This is a genomic window from Pseudarthrobacter oxydans (assembly GCF_034258515.1).
Lineage (GTDB): Bacteria > Actinomycetota > Actinomycetes > Actinomycetales > Micrococcaceae > Arthrobacter.
In genome coordinates this window covers 2,387,037-2,407,892 of record NZ_CP139438.1, presented here as the reverse complement: position 1 = coordinate 2,407,892, position 20,856 = coordinate 2,387,037, and the positions used below count along the sequence as shown (strand labels likewise).

Annotated in this window: 18 protein-coding genes; 12 read left to right on the top strand and 6 right to left on the bottom strand. The window is 66.0% G+C overall.

The window, feature by feature from the left end:
- The first annotated feature begins 66 nt into the window (after window positions 1-66).
- Window positions 67-1,377, top strand: a complete 1,311-nt coding sequence (locus tag SMD14_RS10870; protein WP_321213640.1) for a CapA family protein — start codon at window positions 67-69, stop codon at window positions 1,375-1,377.
- A 3-nt stretch (window positions 1,378-1,380) separates the two neighbouring features.
- Window positions 1,381-2,748 (top strand): hypothetical protein, encoded by a 1,368-nt coding sequence (locus SMD14_RS10865; protein ID WP_321213639.1) that lies wholly within the window; start codon window positions 1,381-1,383, stop codon window positions 2,746-2,748.
- A gap of 22 nt (window positions 2,749-2,770) precedes the next feature.
- Here the strand turns inward: SMD14_RS10865 and SMD14_RS10860 are convergent, their stop codons facing one another.
- On the bottom strand, window positions 2,771-3,448 hold the full coding sequence (locus SMD14_RS10860) for a glutamine amidotransferase (RefSeq protein ID WP_231755121.1): 678 nt from the start codon (window positions 3,446-3,448) through the stop codon (window positions 2,771-2,773).
- Between the two features lie 80 nt (window positions 3,449-3,528).
- Window positions 3,529-4,821 (bottom strand): MurT ligase domain-containing protein, encoded by a 1,293-nt coding sequence (locus SMD14_RS10855; RefSeq protein WP_321213638.1) that lies wholly within the window; start codon window positions 4,819-4,821, stop codon window positions 3,529-3,531.
- Between the two features lie 90 nt (window positions 4,822-4,911).
- Between SMD14_RS10855 and pdxT the strand changes: the two genes are divergently transcribed.
- From pdxT to SMD14_RS10810, 9 genes are all read left to right on the top strand, one after another.
- Complete coding sequence (gene pdxT, locus SMD14_RS10850; RefSeq protein ID WP_157242055.1) at window positions 4,912-5,622, top strand: pyridoxal 5'-phosphate synthase glutaminase subunit PdxT; 711 nt, start codon at window positions 4,912-4,914, stop codon at window positions 5,620-5,622.
- A gap of 3 nt (window positions 5,623-5,625) precedes the next feature.
- On the top strand, window positions 5,626-6,381 hold the full coding sequence (locus SMD14_RS10845) for a YebC/PmpR family DNA-binding transcriptional regulator (protein WP_157242056.1): 756 nt from the start codon (window positions 5,626-5,628) through the stop codon (window positions 6,379-6,381).
- A 31-nt stretch (window positions 6,382-6,412) separates the two neighbouring features.
- Window positions 6,413-7,000, top strand: a complete 588-nt coding sequence (ruvC, locus tag SMD14_RS10840) for a crossover junction endodeoxyribonuclease RuvC (protein WP_321213637.1) — start codon at window positions 6,413-6,415, stop codon at window positions 6,998-7,000.
- Between the two features lie 90 nt (window positions 7,001-7,090).
- Window positions 7,091-7,735: a Holliday junction branch migration protein RuvA gene (ruvA, locus tag SMD14_RS10835; RefSeq protein WP_321213636.1), complete on the top strand. Its 645-nt coding sequence runs from the start codon at window positions 7,091-7,093 to the stop codon at window positions 7,733-7,735.
- A complete protein-coding gene (gene ruvB / locus SMD14_RS10830) occupies window positions 7,728-8,813 on the top strand; it encodes a Holliday junction branch migration DNA helicase RuvB (RefSeq protein WP_321213635.1) in 1,086 nt (361 codons plus the stop codon). The genes ruvA and ruvB overlap by 8 nt, the downstream gene beginning before the upstream one ends.
- A 211-nt stretch (window positions 8,814-9,024) precedes the next feature.
- Window positions 9,025-9,426 (top strand): preprotein translocase subunit YajC, encoded by a 402-nt coding sequence (gene yajC / locus SMD14_RS10825; RefSeq protein WP_157242058.1) that lies wholly within the window; start codon window positions 9,025-9,027, stop codon window positions 9,424-9,426.
- Window positions 9,427-9,525: 99 nt separating this feature from the next.
- Window positions 9,526-11,283 (top strand): protein translocase subunit SecD, encoded by a 1,758-nt coding sequence (gene secD, locus SMD14_RS10820; RefSeq protein WP_157242059.1) that lies wholly within the window; start codon window positions 9,526-9,528, stop codon window positions 11,281-11,283.
- Window positions 11,283-12,296 (top strand): protein translocase subunit SecF, encoded by a 1,014-nt coding sequence (gene secF, locus SMD14_RS10815; RefSeq protein WP_321213634.1) that lies wholly within the window; start codon window positions 11,283-11,285, stop codon window positions 12,294-12,296. The genes secD and secF overlap by 1 nt, the downstream gene beginning before the upstream one ends.
- 133 nt (window positions 12,297-12,429) lie before the next feature.
- The gene (locus SMD14_RS10810) at window positions 12,430-14,823 is read left to right on the top strand and encodes a bifunctional (p)ppGpp synthetase/guanosine-3',5'-bis(diphosphate) 3'-pyrophosphohydrolase (RefSeq protein WP_157242061.1); all 2,394 of its coding nucleotides are present in this window, start codon (window positions 12,430-12,432) and stop codon (window positions 14,821-14,823) included.
- Here SMD14_RS10810 and SMD14_RS10805 read toward each other — a convergent pair.
- The 3 genes from SMD14_RS10805 to SMD14_RS10795 all read right to left on the bottom strand — a co-directional run bounded on the left by SMD14_RS10805 (window position 14,704) and on the right by SMD14_RS10795 (window position 17,981).
- Window positions 14,704-15,432, bottom strand: a complete 729-nt coding sequence (locus SMD14_RS10805; protein WP_231754895.1) for a type IV toxin-antitoxin system AbiEi family antitoxin — start codon at window positions 15,430-15,432, stop codon at window positions 14,704-14,706. The genes SMD14_RS10810 and SMD14_RS10805 overlap by 120 nt on opposite strands.
- Before the next feature lie 94 nt (window positions 15,433-15,526).
- Entirely contained in the window at window positions 15,527-17,095 is a 1,569-nt protein-coding gene (locus SMD14_RS10800) for a DUF349 domain-containing protein (RefSeq protein ID WP_321213633.1), read from the bottom strand.
- 67 nt (window positions 17,096-17,162) lie between these two features.
- Window positions 17,163-17,981: a peptidylprolyl isomerase gene (locus SMD14_RS10795; protein WP_157242062.1), complete on the bottom strand. Its 819-nt coding sequence runs from the start codon at window positions 17,979-17,981 to the stop codon at window positions 17,163-17,165.
- A 232-nt stretch (window positions 17,982-18,213) separates the two neighbouring features.
- Between SMD14_RS10795 and hisS the strand changes: the two genes are divergently transcribed.
- Window positions 18,214-19,584: a histidine--tRNA ligase gene (hisS, locus tag SMD14_RS10790; protein WP_157242063.1), complete on the top strand. Its 1,371-nt coding sequence runs from the start codon at window positions 18,214-18,216 to the stop codon at window positions 19,582-19,584.
- Here the strand turns inward: hisS and SMD14_RS10785 are convergent.
- Window positions 19,581-20,825 carry an APC family permease gene (locus SMD14_RS10785; protein WP_321213632.1) on the bottom strand — a complete coding sequence of 415 codons (1,245 nt, stop codon included), beginning with the start codon at window positions 20,823-20,825 and terminating at the stop codon, window positions 19,581-19,583. The genes hisS and SMD14_RS10785 overlap by 4 nt on opposite strands.
- Window positions 20,826-20,856 lie beyond the last annotated feature (31 nt).

The following is a 20,856-nucleotide window of genomic DNA, read 5'->3' as shown; positions in this document are numbered from 1 at the left end:
CCTTTCACAGCAGGCCACGCTTCTCAATGTGCGCCACGCCACGCCGCCGTCCCTACAATGGCAGCTATGGGGACCATATCCGGCAGGGGGCCGGTGCATATCCGCGCCCATGCTTCCGCTTCGGCCTTGGCCGTTTCGGTGCTCCTGGCAGGGGCCTTGGCAGGCTGCGGCCTGTTGGCGGAGCAGGACGGGTCCACGGCCCGGGCGGGAAACTCCGCTTCCGCCGGGGCGGGTCCGGCAGCGGGCGGTTCCGGCAGTTCTGGTCCCGTGACGGCCACAACCCCTGCTCCGCCGTCCACACCGACACCCACCCCGACCCCCGGCAAAGGGCCTGCCTGCCCCGTGCTCCGCTGCACTTCGGTGCTGGTCACCGGAGACATGCTGGTGCACGCGCAGCTGTGGCAGCAGGGACAGCACGACGCGGCGGCCGCAGGCAAGCCGGGAATGGACTTCGTGCCGCTCCTGGAAGGCCAGCGCAGGTACATCAACAACAGCGACCTCGCCATCTGCCACCTGGAAACTCCCGTATCCGGTCCGGACGGCCCGTTCTCGGCCTATCCCTCCTTCAACGTTCCGCCGCAGATCATTACCGCCTCAAAAGAGGTCGGCTACCAGGCCTGCACAACGGGCAGCAACCACACCATCGACCGCGGGACGGACGGACTGCTGCGAACCCTGGATACCCTGGACGCCGCCGGCCTCAAACACACAGGCTCCTACCGGACCGAAACCGAGTCCCAAAAGATCCTCATTATGCAGACGGCGGCGGCAAAGATCGCTGTTGTCCAGGGAACCTATGGGCTTAACGGGCTGGTTCCGGACCATCCCTGGCAGGTGGACATGCTCGATGCCCCCACCATGATCGCCAAGGCGGAGAAAGCGCGGGCGCAGGGGGCGGACATCGTGCTGGCGGCCATGCATGCGGGGGACGAATACGCCAGTGAACCCAACGTCCAGCAGCAGGAGGTGGCGCGTGCCCTGGCGGACAGCGGCCAGTTCAACCTGGTCTACGGACACCACGCGCACGCCGTGCAGCCCATTGAAAACTACAAGGGCACCTGGATCGTGTACGGGCTGGGCAACGCCATCACGGAACTTTCCCCGTGGTATGTGGTCAACAATGAGGGCCTGCTGGTCAGGGTACAGTTCGGCCAGGACACGTCGGGCAGGTGGTCAGCCACGGACCTGGCCTGGGCTCCTTCGGTTATTGTCCGGGATCCCTACCGCTGGTGTTCGGTGGCCTCCGACGCGCCGCAGGGGCCCTGTGCCGGGCCGGAAGCCGACGCCGCGACCAGGGAGCGTACTCTGGGGGTGGTCGAGTCCATGGACGCCCCGTCCGCCGGCGCCCACGAACTCCTGGTAACGAAGGAGCCGTGATCCGTGGTGAACCCGCAGCCGGAGTCAGGAAGAGTGGCCGGGCATCCCGGCCTCCCCGTGCGGTGGACCGGGCCCGCCGGCATTATGGGCTTTTCCGCGGCCTATGCAGTCCTTTGGTACCTGATGCGGCCCGGAGGGGAGGCTGTGCCGGGCTACCTGGGACAACTCTTTGGTGGCGAGTCCATCCTGCTCTTTTCCATAGCGTTGGTCCTGATCAGTACGCTTCCGCAGGTGGAGCACATCTTCGGTGGCATTGACCACGCCGCCATCTGGCACCGCCGCCTTGCGATTACCGGAAGCCTGCTCCTGGTGCCCCACATCCAACTTGCCGCCAACCCCGCTGCCACCAGCGTGGGCAAGGCGCTGGCCGTCATCGCCGCAACCGGGCTTGCCGCCCTGGTGGTCTGGGCCGTCCTGCCTCGCTGGCGCACCATGCTGCCTGCCCCTGTCCGGCGGATGGTGCTCGACTTCCGCGAAGCCTGGCCTGTGCGGCTTCTTCGGCGCCTGCTTGGAGGCTATGAACGGTGGCGCGGCTTCCACCGCCTGACAGGACTTTTTGTCGCTGCCGGCTTTCTGCATGGCCTTTTGGACGCCAGCGCCTTCGATGCGGTACCAGGATTGCGCTGGAGCTACGTGGCCATCGGCGGCACGGGACTTGCCTTCTACGCCTACCGGGAACTCCTGGCGCGGCACTTCCTGCCCCACCACGATTACCAGGTGGAACGCGTCGACATCGTGGCGCCGGGCCTGGTGGAGGTTAGCCTCCTGCCACTGGGAAGGCCGCTGAAGTTCAAACCAGGCCAGTTCGCCATGATCTACCTCGAGACGAAGCAAGGATGGCAGCGGCATCCGTTTTCGATCTCGGGCTCCGTCCGGGAGCGCCGGATACGCATCACGGTCAAGGCCCTGGGTGATCACACCGCCGGCATGCCCGACGCGGTGCTCCCCGGCATGCCGGCGGTAGTCAGCGGACCCTATGGCCGCTTCGACCGCGACGCCGGGACCGGGCACCAGGTCTGGATAGCAGGAGGCGTGGGGATCACCCCGTTCCTTAGCTGGCTGCGTTCCCTGGAAGGAAAGCTGGAGGGCACCGTCGATCTGTTCGTCACCTCATCAGGCACGTCGCCCTTTGCCCAAGAAATCGCAGGTATCGCCAGGGCCCACCCTGGCCTTACGGTCCATTTCGTGGACACGGATACGGACGGGAGGCTGACTCCTGAGATGGTCCTTGGCTCCGTAGCCGTGGAACCTCGCCGCTTGTCTGTCTTCATGGGAGGTCCGGACAAGATGCTCCGCCAGTTTGGGAAGGCTTTTCGCGCCGCCGGTGTCCGCCGGGCGAACATACACCGTGAGTACTTTAACTGGCGCTGAGCGCTGACTGTCCCGCCCCGGGTCAGCGAGGGCGCCGCGCCGCGTGTTCCCTGGCCAGTTCCGCGTAGTGGTCATCCGGATGGCCCGGAACAAAGCTGCCGTACTTGCGCTCCGCTGCCGTGCGGATCAGGAAGTCCGCGATGGCCGGATTCTTGGGCAGGAGGGAGCCGTGCAGGTAGCTGGCCACTATATTGCGGTAGCGGGCACCCTCGTGGCCGTCACTGCTGTTGTTGCCCATACCCTTCGGGGTGGAGCCCAAAGGCCGCACGCCGCTGCCAAGGGTGGTCTGGCCGCTGTGGTTCTCATAACCCAGGACTTCGCCGAACTCCGGGGTGGAGACCTTGACGTTGCCGATCAGGCGTTCGTCCGTCCCGTGGGTTTCCACGTCCAGGATGCCGATGCCCGGGATCACGGCGCCTGTGCGGGTCTTGAAGAAGTGTCCGAAGAGCTGGTACAGCCCACAGATGACAAGCATCGGCGCACCGTCCTCAGCCAGGTCCTTAAGTACTCCGGCCCGCGACTGCAGGTCGTCCTGGATCACCAGCTGGCCGCTGTCCTGGCCGCCGCCGCCCACGATAATGTCCACGCCGTCGGGGAACGGATCCCCCACGTTGTACTCGACCAGCTCCGGAGTGTAGCCGTGCCACCTGATCCGCTGCTGCAGGACCAGGGCATTGCCCCAGTCGCCGTAGATGTTCATGTCCCGCGGGTAGAGCTGCACCACGCGGAGGGTGCCCTTGCTCTCAGAGTTCTCCCGTGCGGGGTCCGCACCTGCCTGGCTCAAGAGACAACCTCCACGGTGGTGATTTTGGACAGTTCACGGCGGATGGCCAGCATGGCGGTGTAGGTGCAGAAGATGCGCTTCGGCTTTCCCCGGGCTTCCCGGATGAAGGCTGCAAGGGCCGGCGCAATGTCCGTCTGCACACTGCCGACGGGGACGTCGTCGTATTGCAGCCGGAGGGCCATGTCATAGGCGCGGGACCCGGTCAGCTGGTCCACCCCGCCTTCCCGCAGGGAATCGAACTCAACATCCCACAGCCACGACATATCCCGGCCGTCCGCATAGTTGTCATTGATGGCGATCATGGTGGCGTAGCCTCCGGCCGGGAAGGACTTCAGGCCGAGCCGGAAGCCGCTCGGGTTCTTGACCAGGACCAGGTCCAGGGGCTGGCCGTCCACGGTAAGGCTTTCCCCGCGTCCGAATGCCGGTGCCACGTGGGACAGCGCATCCAACAGGGTCTCTTGGTTGGCCGTGGCGGCGCCGCTGCCGCAGATGCTCCGCGCGAGCGTCAGCGCCGCGGCCGCATTGAAGATGTTGTAGACACCCCGAAGCTTCATGCCTGTGCTGACCGTGACGCCGTCGTACTCGAACTCGGCCGTGTCCGCGCCCACCTTGCGAAGGACGACGTCGGCAGCGGGCTTCTCCGGCAGGCCCGCCGGGGCGGGACTGCCGGGAGCGGCCCGCATATCGTCGTCGTTGGGGAAGGTGCCCAGGAGCGAATCGTCCAGGCCGAAGTATTTGACGTCCTGGCCGGTCAGCGTTTCGGCGATCCGGGCCACCCTGGGATCCTCACGGTTCAGCACCACCGTCCCGGTGGTCTTGGCAGCGATGTGCTGGAGCAGTTGGGCCGTCTTGTCGATTTCACCAAAGCGGTCCAGCTGGTCGCGGAGGACGTTCAGCAGCAGGCAGTAGCGCGGCGGCACGCTGTTGACGAAGTGCACGGCGTGGGCTTCGTCGAGTTCCAGGACCGCGACGTCGGCGTCGAGCCGGCCGCGCCAATCCACCTCGCCCAGCAGGGCTGCGGCCACACCGCGGGTGAAGTTGCTCCCCGTGCGGTTGGTGAAGACCTTGAGGCCCTGGCTTTCCAGCAGCTCCACCACCATTTTGGTGGTGGTGGTCTTGCCGTTCGTGCCGCTGACAACAGCGACGCCGTGGGGGAGCGTGGTGAGCGTCCGCCGCATGAAGCCGGGGTCGATTTTTTCAACCACCAGCCCGGGCAGGGCGGACCCGCCACCTCTGAGCCGGGAGACGCGGCGCACCAGCTTGCCGAGCGGAACACTGAAGTAGAGCATGTTTTGAATATATCCCAGCAACGGCATGCAACCTCCGCCAGGCGCCTGCCATGAGCCAGGCAGGATGGTTTGGGCGCTTATGCTGGTTGGATGGCAAATTCCCCTTCAGCTGATTCTGCGCGCCCGGGCGCCGGCCTTCGGATCGGTGTGCTGGCGCTCCAGGGCGACTTCCGCGAGCACCTCCGTGCGATCGAACGGACGGGTGCCCAGGCTGTGGGCGTCCGCCGCCCGAAGGAACTGGACGGGTTGGACGGGCTGGTGATTCCGGGCGGCGAGTCCACTGCAATCGACAAGCTGGCGCGCGCCTTTGATCTGGCCGAACCGCTGCGGGAACGCATCGCCGAAGGCCTGCCCGTCTATGGCTCATGTGCAGGGATGATCCTGCTTGCCGACGACATTGCCGATCCCGCGACGGACCTGTCCGGGGCACCGCAGCAGACCTTCGGCGGCCTGGACATCACCGTCCGCCGCAACGCCTTCGGCCGGCAGCGCGAGTCCTTCGAGACGGACCTGGAGTTCAAAGGCCTTGAATTCAGCGCAACGGAAGACGGCGTCCCGCCCGTCCATGCCGTGTTCATCCGGGGGCCCTGGGTGGAGAGGGTGGGTCCCGGCGTCGAAATCCTTGCCCAGGTTGAGCCGGCCGACCCGGAACACGCGTCCCACGCGGTCCCGCTGCCCGGGACGGCTAGAATTGTTGCAGTGCGTTCCGGCCAGTTGCTGGCCACCTCCTTCCACCCGGAAGTGACTGGGGAGAAACGCGTACACGAACTTTTTATCCGCATGATCAGAGGAGAAGCGTAGAGCATGTCAGGCCACTCCAAATGGGCAACGACCAAGCACAAGAAGGCCATCCTCGATAGCCGGCGCGCCAAGTCGTTTGCCAAGCTGATCAAGAATATTGAAGTTGCCGCGCGCATGGGCGGCCCTGACCTGCAAGGCAACCCGGGCCTGGAACTCGCCGTCACCAAAGCGAAGAAGACGTCTGTCCCGGCCGACAACATCGACCGTGCCATCAAGCGCGGAGCCGGGCTCACCGGTGAAGTGGTCGATTACACAGAGATCATGTACGAATGCCGCGGCCCGCAGGGTTCCGCCCTGCTGATCGAATGCCTCACGGACAACAAAAACCGCGCCGCCTCCGAGGTCCGCCTCGCGATCTCCCGCAACGGCGGCACCATTGCCGATCCCGGCTCGGTGAGCTACCTGTTCAGCCGCAAGGGCGTGGTGACGCTGCCCAAGAAGGACCTGACCGAGGACGACGTCCTGATGGCTGTCCTGGACGCCGGAGCCGAGGAAGTCAAGGACAACGGCGAAACCTTCGAGATCCACTCAGACCCCAAGGACCTCCAGGCCGTCCGCGACGCCCTGAAGGAGGCCGGCATCGAGTACGACACTGATGAGGCTGAGTTCGTTCCGTCCATGGAAGTTCCCCTGGACCTGGAAGCAGCCAGGAAGTTCATGAAGCTCGTTGACGCGCTGGAAGACCTCGACGACGTCCAGAACGTCTACAGCAACGCCGACCTCAGCGACGACGTCCAGGCCGCCCTGGAATCTGAGTGACGTACCGCCCGCCCGCCGCGCCCGCCCAACCGTGACGCTGCGCGTCCTCGGGGTGGACCCGGGCCTGACCCGATGCGGGATCGGCGTGGTGGACGTGGAACGGAACCGGCGGGCCACCATGGTTGCGGTGGGCGTCGTGGGCACCTCGCCCGACGAAAGCCTCGACCAGCGGCTCCTGGTCATAGCCACCTCGATCGATGAATGGCTGGACCGTTATGAACCGCAGGTCCTCGCCGTCGAACGCGTCTTTTCCCAACTGAACGTCAGCACGGTGATGGGCGTGGCCCAGGCGTCGGGCGTGGTGATCGCCGCCGCTGCCCGGAGGGGGATCCCGGTGGCCCTGCATACGCCGTCGGAGGTCAAGGCGGCCGTCACCGGCAGCGGTTCCGCCAACAAGGATGCCGTGACGAAGCTGGTCACCAAGATCCTTCGCCTCGATGCGCCGCCACGGCCTGCGGATGCGGCCGACGCCCTGGCGCTGGCCATCACCCACGCCTGGCGGTCAGGCAGCGGCACCTCCAACAAGGGTGCAGTCACCACAGGACCCGGCAGTTCATCCCTCACTTCCGCCCAGCGGGCCTGGGCCGAGGCGGAGGCAAAGGCGCGCCGCGCACGCTGATTGTCCCGGCGGCTTGCTAGGGTATTCGTAGATATGTTCGGATAGCCGGTCCTGCTCCCTGGAGCCCGGCAATACACCAGGAGCCCGGCCTTGATCAGTTTCCTACGCGGGACGGTAGCGCACGTGGGTCTTTCCACGGCTGTCATTGACCTCAACGGTGCGGGCATGAGCGTCAACGCCACCCCGCAAACCCTGAGCCGGCTTCGGGCCGGGGAAGAGGGCCAGCTCTTCACCTCGTTGATTGTGCGGGAGGATTCGCTCACCCTCTTCGGTTTCGCGTCCGACGACGAGCGTGAGGTTTTCGATGTCCTGCTCAGTGTGAGCGGGGTTGGCCCCCGGCTGGCGCTGGCTGTCCTGGCCGTGCACGAACCGGAGGCCATCCGGGTGGCCGCGCACACCGGGGACAGCAAGACGTTCACCAAGGTGCCGGGCATCGGTCCCAAGGTGGCCGGGCGGATCGTGCTGGAGCTGGCCGGAAAGCTCGTGCCGCACGGCACCGCGGGTGCCGCCGCGGCGTCCACGGCAGCCGGGGCCGCCTGGAAACCGCAGGTGGTAGCCGCGATGACGAGCCTGGGCTGGTCCGAGAAGGACGCCTCGGCAAGCATCGACAAAGCCCTGGCGGACGAGCCCGAGGTTTCCTTCCGCGGCAACGTGCCGGAGATCCTGCGCACTACCCTCCGGTGGCTGGGCCAGGACGGCGCGCGCGCCGGCAACCGGCTAGCCAGCCGTGGCTGAACCGTCCCTTGTGGCCGCGGGCGAGGAACCCGAGGAGCGGGCCATTGAGGCAGCGCTCAGGCCCAAGAACCTCGATGACTTCGTGGGCCAGCACCGGGTGCGGAAACAGCTGTCCCTGGTGCTGAAGGCGTCACGGATGCGCGGCCGCAGCGCGGACCACGTGCTGTTCTCGGGGCCGCCAGGCCTGGGTAAAACGACCCTTGCCATGATCGTTGCGTCCGAAATGAGTGCCCCGCTGCGGATCAGCAGCGGTCCCGCCATCCAGCACGCTGGAGACCTCGCCGCCATTCTGTCCTCCCTTTCCGAGGGCGAGGTCTTGTTCCTGGACGAGATCCACCGCATGTCCCGGCCGGCGGAAGAGATGCTGTACATGGCCATGGAGGATTTCCGGGTGGACATCGTGGTGGGCAAGGGGGCGGGGGCGACTGCGATTCCGCTTGAACTGCCGCCCTTCACCCTGGTGGGTGCCACCACCCGCGCCGGCCTGCTGCCCGGGCCCTTGCGCGACCGGTTCGGATTCACCGGCCACCTGGAGTTCTACTCCGTCCCCGAGCTCGAACTCGTGCTGCGCCGCTCTGCCGGCCTGCTGGACCTCAAAGTCAATTCCGCCGGTTTCAGCGAAATAGCGGGACGATCCCGGGGCACCCCCCGTATTGCCAACAGGTTGCTGCGGCGAGTGCGGGACTGGGCCCTGGTCCACGGAATTGAGCAGATTGACGCGCGGGCGGCGTCCGCTGCCCTGGACATGTACGAGGTGGACAAGAAGGGCCTGGACCGGCTTGACCGCGCCGTCCTTGAAGCACTCATCACCAAGTTCGGCGGCGGGCCCGTGGGGCTGTCCACGCTCGCGATCGCCGTCGGCGAAGAAACCGAAACAGTGGAAACGGTCGCGGAGCCCTTCCTGGTACGGGAAGGACTCCTGGGCCGCACCCCCCGGGGCAGGATAGCCATGGCTCCCGCTTGGACGCACCTCGGCTATGCCATTCCGTCAGGAGTCTTCGCGCAGGAGCAGCTGGACCTGTTCGAACCGGCCGGGGACGCCGAACCCGCGGGCGGCTGGGCCCCGGAGGGCCCATAGGCAGGCTGCGTTCAGCTTTTCCCTTTAGACTGGTATGACGCTCGGCACGTTCGGGTCTTTGTTTCGTGGGCGGCCACCGGCCTCCTGCGTCGCTGGGGAAGGGAACCCGACAGGCTTTTGCCTGCCTTACTGTCCTGCCCCGGCCGGAGCGAAGCCGAAGTTGCTGGAAAATCAGCTATGTAAATAAAGGACGGAATTCCCCTTGGATCCAATGTCAATTCTCCTGTTCGTCATGCTCGGCGTCTTCATCTTCATGATGTTCCGCCGCAACAAGAAGACGCAGCAGCAGCAGGCGGAGCTCCAGTCGAAGTTCGGCCCGGGCGTGGAGGTAATGACCAGCTTCGGCCTGTTCGGCCGCATCGTGGCCATCGACGAGGAGGAAAACAAGGTCACCCTGGAACTGTCGCCGGGCAACCTCGCCACCGTGCACCGCCAGGCCGTCACCAAGATTGTGGAACCCGCGGTGGCAGCCGAGCCCGAGGTTGTTTCCCCGGCCGTGCCGGACGATGCTTCCTCCCTGACGGCGTCCGAAGGCGGCAGCACCGCTGCGACGGCGGAGACACCGGACGAAACCCCGCAGCGCCTCAATGACGAGGGCAAGAAGGACAGCTAGTCCCCGCTGCTTCCCAACAACCTCTACCGCTGCGGACCGCCGCCGGTGCAAGCACGGCAGGCACCGGCGGTTCCTCCGTGAATAAGAGAAAGATCGACAATGGCACGAACTGGCCCCAAGAAACCAGGCCTCCGGGTCCTGGTCTGGCTCGGTGTAATCCTCGCCGCACTCACTGCCGTCCTGGCCGGAGGCACCCTTGCCGGACAGGCAAGCTGGGCACCCAAACTGGCCCTGGACCTCGAAGGCGGCACCCAGATGATCCTGGCGCCCAAGGTCGAGGGCGGCTCGGACATCAATGAGGAACAGCTCAACCAGGCCGTGGCGATCATCCGCCAGCGTGTTGACGGTTCAGGTGTTGCCGAGGCTGAGATCAGCACCCAGTCCGGGCGCAACGTGGTGGTCAGCCTTCCCGGCACCCCCTCGAGCCAGACCCGAGACCTGATCCAGGCCTCGGCGGACATGAACTTCCGCCCCGTCCTGCTCGCCGGAGCAGGTGCGCCGGTGCCGGAGGAGCAGCGGGCGCCCGAGGATCAGCTGCCAAAGCCGACGGCGGAACCTGCCAACAGCAGCGACACGAACTGGATCACCCCTGAGGTCTACCGCCAGTTCGAGACGCTGGACTGCGACAACCCTGCCCAGGACAAGCAGGAACGCTCGGACCCGGCCAAGCCGCTGGTGACTTGCGAGCCTGCCACCGACTCCACCCCTGCCATCAAGTACATCCTCGGCCCGGTGGAGGTCAAGGGCAGCAACATCGTCACGTCCTCCTTCCAGCTTCAGCAGGGTGCGCAGGGTGCCGTCACGAACGACTGGGCGGTCAACATCCAGTTCGACGACCAGGGAACAGCCAAGTTCAAGGAGGTCACGGAACGCCTGAACCAGTTCTACGTGGCCGCCGGCGGCGACGCAGGCAACGACCCCAAGGCCCAGTTCGCCATTGTTCTTGATGACCAGGTCATTTCCGCGCCCCGGTCCCTTGCGGTCATCACCGACGGACGCCCGCAGATCACCGGCGGGTTCACCGAACAAAGTGCCAAGGCCCTGTCCGACCAACTCCGGTTCGGCGCCCTCCCCATCAGTTTCGAAATCCAAAGCGAACAGCAGATTTCCGCCACCCTGGGCGGGGAACAGCTGCGGATGGGCCTCCTCGCGGGCCTTATCGGACTCCTGCTCGTGGTGGTCTATTCCCTGTTCCAGTACCGGGCGCTGGGCTTCGTGACCATCGCGTCGCTGGTGGTGGCCGGCATCCTCACGTATCTCGCCATCGCCATCCTGGGCTGGACGGAGAACTACCGCCTGTCCCTGGCCGGCGTGGCGGGCATCATCGTGGCCATCGGCCAGACGGCCGACTCGTTCATCGTCTACTTCGAGCGGATCAGGGATGAGCTCCGTGAAGGCCGCGGCCTGGTTTCCGCCGTCGAAAACGGCTGGAAGCGGGCCAAGCGGACCGTCCTGGCCTCCAAGGCCGTCAACCTGCTGGCAGCCCTGGTCCTGTACTTCGTGGCCGTGGGCAACGTGCGCGGGTTCGCCTTCACCCTCGGCCTGACGGCCATCGCCGACCTCATCGTGGTGTTCATGTTCACCCACCCCACGCTGCAGCTCCTGGCCCGCACCAGGTTCTTCGGCGAGGGCCACCCGCTGTCCGGCCTCGATCCCAAGCGCCTCGGTGCCGTCCCGCTTTACCGCGGTGCCGGGCGTGTCCGTACCCCGGACGCCAAGCCGGCCCTGGTCCGCGCCAAGAACGCCGGCGCGGCAGCGGAAGCCGAACGCAGGATGACCATTGCGGAACGCCGACTGGCGGAGAAGCAGGAGCAGCTTGCGGGCTCCTCGAAGTCCGCAGCGAAGGAGAACAAGTAATGTCAGGCTTCGCCAACTTCGGCAACGAGCTCTACACCGGAAAACGCTCCTACAACTTTGTCGGCGCCAAGAAACTCTGGTTCATCATTGCGGCGGTGGCTGTTGCGCTGTCCATTCTCATCCCGGTGGCCAAGGGCGGCTTCAACCTTGGCATCGAGTTCCGCGGCGGATCGGAGTTCACGGTCTCCAACGTGCAGACCACGGATGCAGCCGTGGGGGAGAAGGCCGTCACCGATGTGGTGCCCGGCAGTGTCCCGCGCGTGGCGAACGTCGCCGGCACCACCATGCGGATCCAAACGGACAAACTCACCGATGATGAGACGCTTCGCATCAAGGAGGGACTCACCGGCGCGTACGGTGTCACCGAGAACGAGGTGACGTCCACCTTCGTCGGTCCCACCTGGGGCGCCGATGTCACCAAGCAGGCGCTGATCGGCCTGGTGGTCTTCGTGCTCCTCGCGGCCGTGCTGATGGCCCTGTACTTCCGCACGTGGAAGATGTCGCTCTCGGCAATTGCCGGCATGGCGGTGACGATGTTCATCACTGCCGGCGTCTACGCCCTCAGCGACTTCGAGGTTACCCCTTCGGCCATCATCGGTTTCCTGACCGTCCTCAGCTACTCCCTCTACGACACGGTGGTGGTGTTCGACAAGATCCGCGAGAATACCGCGGACCTGGACGCCTCGACCCGCCGGACGTTCGCCGAGGAGGTCAACCTCGCCGTCAACCAGACCCTGGTCCGCTCGATCAACACCATGATGGTGGCAATCCTCCCCGTGGGGGCCATCCTCTTCATCGGCGCCGGACTCCTGGGCGCCGGTACCCTGCGCGACCTTTCCCTTGCGCTGTTCGTCGGAATCCTCATCGGAACGGCGGCCACGATCTTCGTGGCGGCCCCGATGTACGCCTGGCTGCGGCAGAATGAGCCTGACCTCGTCAGGCAGGCCAAGCGCGTTGAGCAGAGGCGTGCCACCGCCGGGCAGAACGCGGCTGCGGAGCCCGCCCAGGCCTGACTTTTCAGCAGGGGCCGGACGGCGCCAGGAACCTGGCGTTGTCCGGCCCGTCGGCGTTTAGTGGGCCGGTTATAAAAGTCACCGCCGCGGGGAATAGACTGAAGTAATTAAAACGGTGGTGAGGGGTACTTCATTGGAAGAACGTTCGGCGTCGGCGCCAACGGCACAAGGAGACAAAAGTCCTGCCCCCGGCATGCAGACCGGGGTGGCCGCCTCCGCGCGCCCCGGGCCGCTCGTTCCGGTCGACAACTCCGGGTCCCGTCCCACATTCCCCGGCCGCAGGGAGCGGACCCGCTCCAGGCTCGCCCGGCTGACGGGGCGCAGCACGGCCACGTACTCACCCATTCTTGAACCACTGTTGAGGACCGTCCGGGCCAACAATCCCAAAGAGGACTTCGACCTTATCCAGCGGGCGTTCGACGTCGCTGAGCAGAGCCACCGCGGGCAGAAGCGCAAAAGCGGCGATCCTTACATCACGCATCCGGTGGCCGTGGCCACCATCCTCGCCGAACTGGGCCTGAGCGGCACAACGCTTGCCGCCGCCCTGCTCCATGACACGGTGGAGGACACCCCCTACACCCTCGCCGACCTCAAGCGGGACTTCGGGCCCGAAGTTGCCATGCTGGTGGACGGCGTGACCAAGCTGGACAAAGTCAGCTTCGGCGAGGCGGCGCAGTCCGAAACCGTCCGCAAGATGGTTGTGGCGATGGCCAAGGACATCCGCGTGCTGATGATCAAACTGGCCGACCGGCTGCACAACGCGCGGACCTGGCGCTTCGTGTCGGCCGAATCCTCAGCCCGCAAGGCCCGCGAAACCCTCGAAATTTTCGCCCCGCTGGCGCACCGGCTGGGCATGAACACCATTAAGTGGGAACTGGAGGATCTTTCCTTCGCCGCGCTGTATCCCAAGGTGTACGAAGAAATTGTCCGCATGGTGGGGGACCGGACCCCCGAGCGGGAGAAGAGCCTGAGCGTCATCCGGGACCAGATCACCGAAGACCTGCGCGCCGCGAAGATCAAGGCGACCATCACTGGCCGTCCGAAGCACTACTATTCCATCTACCAGAAGATGATCGTCCGCGATAAGGACTTCGACGACATCAACGACCTCATGGGTGTCCGGGTGCTGGTGGACTCGGTCAGGGACTGTTACGCCGCGCTGGGCACCATGCATTCGCGCTGGAACCCGCTGCCCGGCAGGTTCAAGGACTACATCGCGATGCCCAAGTTCAACATGTACCAGTCGCTGCACACAACGGTGATCGGGCCCGGCGGCAAACCCGTGGAAATCCAGATCCGCACCCATGAAATGCACCGCCGGGCTGAATACGGCGTCGCTGCACACTGGAAGTACAAGGACCAGCCCAACCGCACGGCCGTCGGCCCGGGCAGCCCCCGCGACGGGGACATGGGCTGGCTGCGTTCCCTGGTGGACTGGCAGCAGGAAACCTCCGATCCCGGCGAGTTCCTTGATTCGCTCCGCTTCGAAATCAACGCCCGGGAGGTCTTTGTCTTCACCCCCAAGGGCGAGGTCATGGCACTGCCGGCGGGTTCCACCCCCGTGGACTTTGCCTACGCCGTGCACACCGAGGTGGGCCACCGCACCATCGGCGCCAGGGTCAACGGCAAGCTGGTTCCGCTCAACAGTGAACTGAACCACGGTGACTGGGTGGAGATCTTCACCTCGAAGGCTGAGGGGGCAGGGCCGAGCCAGGACTGGCAGCACTTCGTCAAGAGCGCCAGGGCCCGGAACAAGATCCGCCAGTGGTTCAGCAAGGAACGCCGCGAAGAAGCCATTGATCGCGGCAAGGAACTGCTGACCCGTGCAATGCGGAAGCAGAACCTTCCCCTGCAGCGGCTCATGACCCACGAGGCCCTCGCAGCGGTGGCGGAGGAATTCAAGTACGTCGACATCTCCGGCCTGTACGCCGGCGTCGGTGACGGCCACACGTCCGCGCAGTCGGTCATGGAGAAGCTGGTCGAGAGCCTCGGCGGCAATGAAAGCACCGACGACGATATTGCCGAAGTCAGCATTCCCACCCAGGTCACCAAGGCCCGCTTCTCCGACTCGGGCGTGGTGGTCCGTGGGGTGGGCGACGTCTGGGTGAAGCTGGCCCGCTGCTGCACGCCGGTCCCGCCGGATCCCATCCTCGGTTTCGTCACCCGGGGCTCGGGAGTCTCCGTGCACAGGACCGACTGCACCAACATCTCCGACCTGAAGGACCAGCCGGACAGGATTGTTGACGTGGACTGGGCCCCGACGCAGTCCAGCGTCTTCCTGGTGGAGATCCAGGTGGAGGCACTGGACCGCAAGTCCCTGCTGTCCGACGTCACCCGGGTCCTGTCCGAGAACCACGTGAACATCCTGGCAGCCAGTGTGCACACCTCCACGGACAGGGTGGCCATCTCAAAGTTTGCCTTCGAGATGGGGGACCCCAAGTACCTGAGCCACGTCCTCAGTGCAGTCCGCAGGATCGACGGGGTGTTTGACGTCTACCGGACCACCGGCAACAAGCGCCGGAGCTAGTGCAGCGAGTTTTTCCAGGGCAGCCTTTTTGTGGGGCACCCGCGGCGTGGCTTCTATTGCCAGGACCAGCAGGCGCAGGCGGACGTCGTTCTGGGGCCGCGCCAGCAGTCTTTCCAGGGTGGGGATGGCACGCTCGGCGTCCACGTGCAAGGCGATGTCCAGGGCGGTCCGCAACGGGCTTGAGACCATCAGGCCACCGAGGCTGACAACATCGAACGGCCCGAGCCGTACCTCATGGAGGGTGCATCCCCTTGTGGTCCGGAGGCTGGAGACCCTCCGCGTCGCATCCACGAGGAGGGCCAGCCTGTCCGGCTCACTGGCACAGCCGTAGATCCAGGCAGCCGTCATCCGGCCGGCAACCACCCTTTGGCGGACCGAAGCGGGCACCGCCCCCGCCGCCGCCCGTGCCCGCAGCTGCGGAGAGGCCGGGAGCCCTGGCAGTGTATAGCCGCGGTGGTGGATCCTGTCCAGCAGCCCGTCCGCCGCGAGGGACTGCAGCTCGGGCCAGGCGAAGGGCATGTCCGGGGAATAGAGTTCGGGAAAGCGGGGCGCCAAAGCGTCTGCCGCAGCTGCATGATCGGGGCCCGGAGGAGCCGGTGGAATCACCATTCGTCCATCCTGCACCGGGGGCCGTTAACTGGCACAGGCCCGGTTCAGGTTATGTGGATAACCGGAACCGGGCCCGCTGGTCAGGGCAGGTGTATCAGGAAAGCTCGCTGGCCGAGCGCTGGATCTGGTCCAGCCATGCCTGGCGTGCTTCGAGGGCCTCGCGGGCCGTCTTGATCCTGCGCTGGTCGCCGCTCTTCTCCGCCTTGGCGAGATCATCCTGCAGGCCGGAGATCGCGGATTCCAGCTGGGAGAGGGCGCTGTTGGTCCGCGCCTTCCGCTCCGGGTTGGAGCGCTGCCACTGTTCGTCCTCGGCGCTGCGGACGGCGTCTTCGACCTTGCGCAGGCCAGCCTCGATGCGTCCCATGTCGGCCCGCGGAACCTTGCCCGCTTCTTCCCACCGGTCGCGGACGGACTGCAGTGCCTTCTTTGCCGCCGCGAGGTCCTTCACCGGAAGGATGGCGTTGGCCTCTGCCAGGAGCGCTTCCTTGACGGTGAGGTTGGCGGCGTATTCCTGGTCGATTTCGTCGTTGGCGGCCTGGCGGTTCGTGAAGAACACATCCTGCGCCGCACGGAAACGGGCCCACAGCGCGTCATCGTCCTTGCGGCTGGCGCGCGGTGACGCCTTCCACTGATCCATCAGCCTGCGGTACTCGCCGGCGGCGAAACCCCAGTCGGTGGAGCTGGACAGCGCTTCGGCTTCAGCGATCAGCTTTTCCTTGGCCGACTTGGCAGCGGAATTGTTGCTGTCCAGCTGGGAGAAGTAGGCGCGGCGGTGGCGGTCGAAAACCGTGCGGGCGGCGCGGAACCTCTTCCACAGGGCATCCTCGTTGCTCCTGCCCAGGCGTACGCCGCTCTTCTGGGCTGTTTTCCAGCTCTCAAAGAGTTCGTTCATCCTGGCGCTGGAGGTCTTCCACTGAGTCTGTGCCGGGTCCTGGCCGGAGATCTGCTCGGCCTCCGCCACGATAGCCTCGCGGGCCGCCAGTTCAGAGGCGCGGACGGCGTCGTGCTCTGCCTTCTCGGCTTTCTCCAGCTCAACTATCTGTTCGGAGAGCTTGTCCAGCCGGGCCTCCGCAGAACGCAGGTCGCCCACCATGTTGCGCTCCGCAAGCTGCTCCCGCAGGTGCGTCACGGTCTTCTGCATATCAGTGCTGGGCGCCTTTGAGCTGACGCGCTGTTCGAGCAGCACAATCTGGGCCACGACGTCGTCGTATTTCCGTGCGAAGTACGCGAGGGCTTCGTCGTCGCTCACGCCCGGGTACTGCCCGACGGCGTGCTCGCTGCCGTCAATGGTCAGGAAGACGTACCCGTCGCCTTCAACCCGGCCCCACTTCGAGGCTTCCGCAAGGGAGGTGGTTGGGGCTGCCGGTACTGCTGCTGCGGCCGGGGCCGCGGCAGCAGGCTTGGGGCGGGAAGCGAACGCGGCCGGAGACGGCGCTACTGACCTTGGAGATGGCGCAGGTGCAGGTGCAGGTGCAGGTGCAGCGTCAGCCGGCGTTTCGGCCGCTGGAGCCTCGCCGGCGGCTGGTTCTTCTGCAGCGGCCCCGGTTTCGGTTGCCTCCGCAGCGGGGGTGCCGGCCGCTTCAGTGGCCTCACCGCCGGCTGCGGGTGCCGCCGCTTCGGCCAGGTCTGTTGCTGTTTCGTCGGATTTCTGACTGTCTGTCACCGCTAAAAGTCTTTCGCTTGGAGGGAAATACGCACGTACTGCACCGCGGCCGCGCCGGCCGGGCTTCCTACTTCAGAGAAAACGAGTCTATCGTGACTGGTTCAACGGGCGCGCCGTCTGTGACACTGCTGCCCGGGGTGACCCCTGCAGCGGCCACTTTCGACACCAGGTCCAGCCCCGACGTCACCTTTCCGACCACCGTGTAGCCTCCGGCGCTGTCTGCCGGGATCACGGTGTCCTTGTAGACGATGAAGAACTGGGTGCCGTTCCCGTAGGCGTTGTTGCCCGTCCGGGCTACAGCGATGGTTCCCGCCGGATAGCTGTTGTCCGCCGGCGTGTTTTCGAGCGGCCCCCACGTGTAATTCGGGTCTCCCTGCCCGTCGCCCGTGGCCGAGCCGCATTGCAGGACGCCGAATGCCTCACCGGTGGTCAACCGGTGGCAGTTCTTTCCGTTGTAGAAGCCCTCATCGCTGAGGGACTTGAAGACCGCGGCGGCCTGCGGCGCGCTGGTCCCATCCAGCTCCACACCGAGCGGGCTGCCGTTGAGGACGAGTTCGCCCGTGAAGGTCTTGCCGGCGGCGATGCCGGCCGCAGGAATGTTGGGACCGTTCGTTGCCTGGGCCGACGGCGTCGCCGAAGGGCTGGCGGTGGCGGGCGGGCTGGACAACCCGGCTTGCGCCGCAGCGAATTCATCCTCGGTCGGGTTGCCGGCAAAGGCAGTGAGCTGGAGTACGACGGCGAGGGCCACTGCGGTTGCCCCGGCACCGGCGGCGATCAGGTTGTCACGCTTGCGCCGGCCCTCCTGGTCCCGCCGCAGGGCACGCTTGGCTTCCATCTGCTGAATGCGCCGTTTGGTTTCGCGGGCACTGCGTGAACTGGCCGCCAAGGGTCCTCCTTATAGTCGGGCTGCTGCAGGCGCGGCTTTGGGGCCGCGTCAGCAGTTGTTGGCGGCCAAGCCCTGCCGCTCCGCTGCATTAGAGATGCCGGCGGATGACGCATAAACTGACTGCCGCACATAGTTTATGCATGACTGGCTGGACTGCCGCCGTCGCAAGCCCGTTTCGGGCCGATTGCCACGCAGGTTCCGGCAACCGTTCACCAAGAGGAGAAACTCCACCATGGCACGCACCGCCTCCCTGTCCGGATTCCCCGAGTGGCTTCCCGAGGAGCGGCTGGTGGAGCTCCATGTGCTGGATACGCTGCGCCGCGTTTTTGAACTGCACGGGTTTTCCTCCATTGAGACCCGCGCTGTGGAGACGGTGGGCCAGTTGCTGCGCAAGGGCGAAATCGACAAGGAAGTCTACGGGCTCAGCCGGCTGCAGGATGATGAGGGCGCCAGCCCCGTTAAGGAGGGCAAGGCCGATCCGCACGCACTTGCCCTGCACTTCGACCTCACCGTTCCGTTTGCCCGCTACGTCGTAGAAAACGCCGGCTACCTGGCGTTCCCCTTCCGGCGGTACCAGATCCAGAAGGTCTGGCGCGGCGAGCGTCCCCAGGAGGGCCGCGCCCGCGAATTCACCCAGGCGGACATTGACGTGGTGGGTGACGGCGACCTGCCGTTCCGCTACGACGTCGAGATCGCGCTGGTGATCGCCGAGGCGCTCAGCGCCCTCCCCATCCCTGACTTCCGGCTGCGCATCAACAACAGGAAGCTTGCCGAAGGCTTTTACCGTGGAATCGGGCTGGACGACACCGCAGGGGTGCTGCGGAGCATCGACAAACTCGAAAAGATCGGTGCGGCGAAGGTTGCCGAACTGCTGAAGACGGAACTGGGCGCCACCGACGAGCAGGCCCGGAAGGCCCTGCAGTTGGCTGGAATCCGCACCGAGGACACCTCGTTCGTGGCACAGGTCCAGGCTTTGGGGGTCAGCAATGAACTCCTCGACGAAGGGCTGAGCGAGCTCGAACAGGTGATCGAGGCGGCCGTCCAGCGCGCCCCCGGCAAGGTGGTGGCTGACCTCAGCATTGCCCGCGGCCTGGACTATTACACGGGAACGGTGGTGGAAACCGTCCTGGTGGGCCACGAACAGCTCGGTTCCATCTGCTCCGGCGGCCGGTATGACGCACTGGCGTCGAAGGGAAACCGGAAGTTCCCGGGCGTGGGTCTTTCGATCGGGGTCACCCGCCTGGTGTCCCGCATTTTGAGCCAGGACCTGGCGAGGGCGTCACGGTCCGTTCCCACCGCGGTGCTGGTGGCCCTCACCCACGATGACAGCTGGGATGCCGCCCAGGACGTGGCCGCCCAGCTGCGCAGCCGGGGCATTCCTACCGAAGTGGCAGCGAAAGCGGAAAAGTTCGGCAAGCAGATCAAGTTCGCCGACCGCCGCGGCATCCCCTTTGTATGGTTCACGGACGACGACGGAACACACCAGGTCAAGGACATCCGCACTGGCGAACAGGTGGTGGCAGCCCCGGAGACCTGGACGCCGCCGTCGGAAGACCTGGCAGTACAGGTGTTGACGGCGGCAGAGGCCGCCGCGTCCGTTTAGCGGCGCAGCCGAAGCATCAGCCACCGCCCCGCCACGCCGGCGGCCAGGACCCCGGCCATGGCCACTACCGGGACCGGCGGCAGGGTGAAGGCCAGCAACAGGCAGGCCACGAAGCCGACGGCGTTGAGCCACTTGGGCGCATATGCCGGGTGCGTCGGCAACGTGTACGCCGATGCGTTCGCCACAGCGTAGTAGATCAGTACGCCAAAGCTGGAGAAGCCCACCACCGTCATAACGTCCGTGGTGGCAAGCAGCAGGATGACGACGGCGGCCACGGCGAGTTCTGCGGCGTACGGCACGGTGTGCTTTCCCCCGACCCGCGCAAGAAGTACAGGCAGGTCGCGTTCCCTGGCCATGGCGAGGGTGGTGCGACCGACACCGGTGATGAGTGCCAGGAGCGCGCCCAGGCAGGCCGCCGCGGCTCCTGCCTGGACGGCGGGAGCCCCCGCCGCCAGCCCGGACTGCAGCACGGCGTCGAGCAGCGGCGTCCTGGTGGCAGCGAGCCGCCCGCCGGGAAGGTGGTTCAGCAGGAGCAGCGACAGGGTGAGGTAGATGGCGAAGGCACCCGCGAGGGCCGCAAGGATGGCACGCGGTATGGCGCGGGCAGGATCCTTGACCTCCTCGCCGAGGGTGGCAATCCGGGCGTAGCCGGCAAAGGCGAAAAACATCAGGCCTGCCGCGGGCAACACGCCCCCCGGGGAGGCCATGTCCGCGGATCCGGCAGGTCCCGCATCGGGGTGCGGCCCGACCGCTGCGGCAACAGCCACGAAGCTGAGGGTGGCCAGGACGACGCACAGCAGGACCCTGGTGAGCAGCGCCGTCCGCGTGATGCCCAGCAGGTTCACGCCGGTCAGGGCCACCACGGCAGCCACGGCCACCGGCACGGCGTACTGCGGCGAGATGTAGCTGCCGAATGTCAGGGCCATGGCAGCGCAGGACGCCGTCTTGCCGGTCACAAAGCCCCAGCCGGCAAGGAATCCCGGCCACTTACCCAGCTGTTCGCGCCCATAGACGTACGTCCCCCCGCTGGTGGGGTACTTCGCGGCAAGGGCGGCTGAAGCCACGGCGTTGCAGTAGGCCACCGCCCCGGCGATGACCACCGACAGGGCCAGCAGCTGGCCGGCCAGCGCCGCCGCGGGGGCGAACACCACGAACACCCCTGCTCCCAGCATTGAGCCCAGCCCGATGGCGGTGGCGTCGAACGTGCCGAGCCTGCGTTGAAGTTGCTGGTGTGCGCTCATGCGGTGACAGTCCCTTGGCAGCGGGTAAACT

What these genes read in the sequence shown, in the direction of transcription:
- hisS (WP_157242063.1), top strand. Translation starts at nt 18,214, where the DNA reads ATGGCACGCACCGCCTCCCTGTCCGGATTCCCCGAGTGGCTTCCCGAG.
- SMD14_RS10860 (WP_231755121.1), bottom strand. Translation starts at nt 3,448, where the DNA reads ATGAACATCTACGGCGACTGGGGCAATGCCCTGGTCCTGCAGCAGCGG.
- SMD14_RS10855 (WP_321213638.1), bottom strand. Translation starts at nt 4,821, where the DNA reads ATGCTCTACTTCAGTGTTCCGCTCGGCAAGCTGGTGCGCCGCGTCTCC.
- SMD14_RS10845 (WP_157242056.1), top strand. Translation starts at nt 5,626, where the DNA reads ATGTCAGGCCACTCCAAATGGGCAACGACCAAGCACAAGAAGGCCATC.
- SMD14_RS10805 (WP_231754895.1), bottom strand. Translation starts at nt 15,432, where the DNA reads ATGGTGATTCCACCGGCTCCTCCGGGCCCCGATCATGCAGCTGCGGCA.
- SMD14_RS10785 (WP_321213632.1), bottom strand. Translation starts at nt 20,825, where the DNA reads ATGAGCGCACACCAGCAACTTCAACGCAGGCTCGGCACGTTCGACGCC.
- SMD14_RS10870 (WP_321213640.1), top strand. Translation starts at nt 67, where the DNA reads ATGGGGACCATATCCGGCAGGGGGCCGGTGCATATCCGCGCCCATGCT.
- secF (WP_321213634.1), top strand. Translation starts at nt 11,283, where the DNA reads ATGTCAGGCTTCGCCAACTTCGGCAACGAGCTCTACACCGGAAAACGC.
- pdxT (WP_157242055.1), top strand. Translation starts at nt 4,912, where the DNA reads ATGGCAAATTCCCCTTCAGCTGATTCTGCGCGCCCGGGCGCCGGCCTT.
- secD (WP_157242059.1), top strand. Translation starts at nt 9,526, where the DNA reads ATGGCACGAACTGGCCCCAAGAAACCAGGCCTCCGGGTCCTGGTCTGG.
- yajC (WP_157242058.1), top strand. Translation starts at nt 9,025, where the DNA reads ATGTCAATTCTCCTGTTCGTCATGCTCGGCGTCTTCATCTTCATGATG.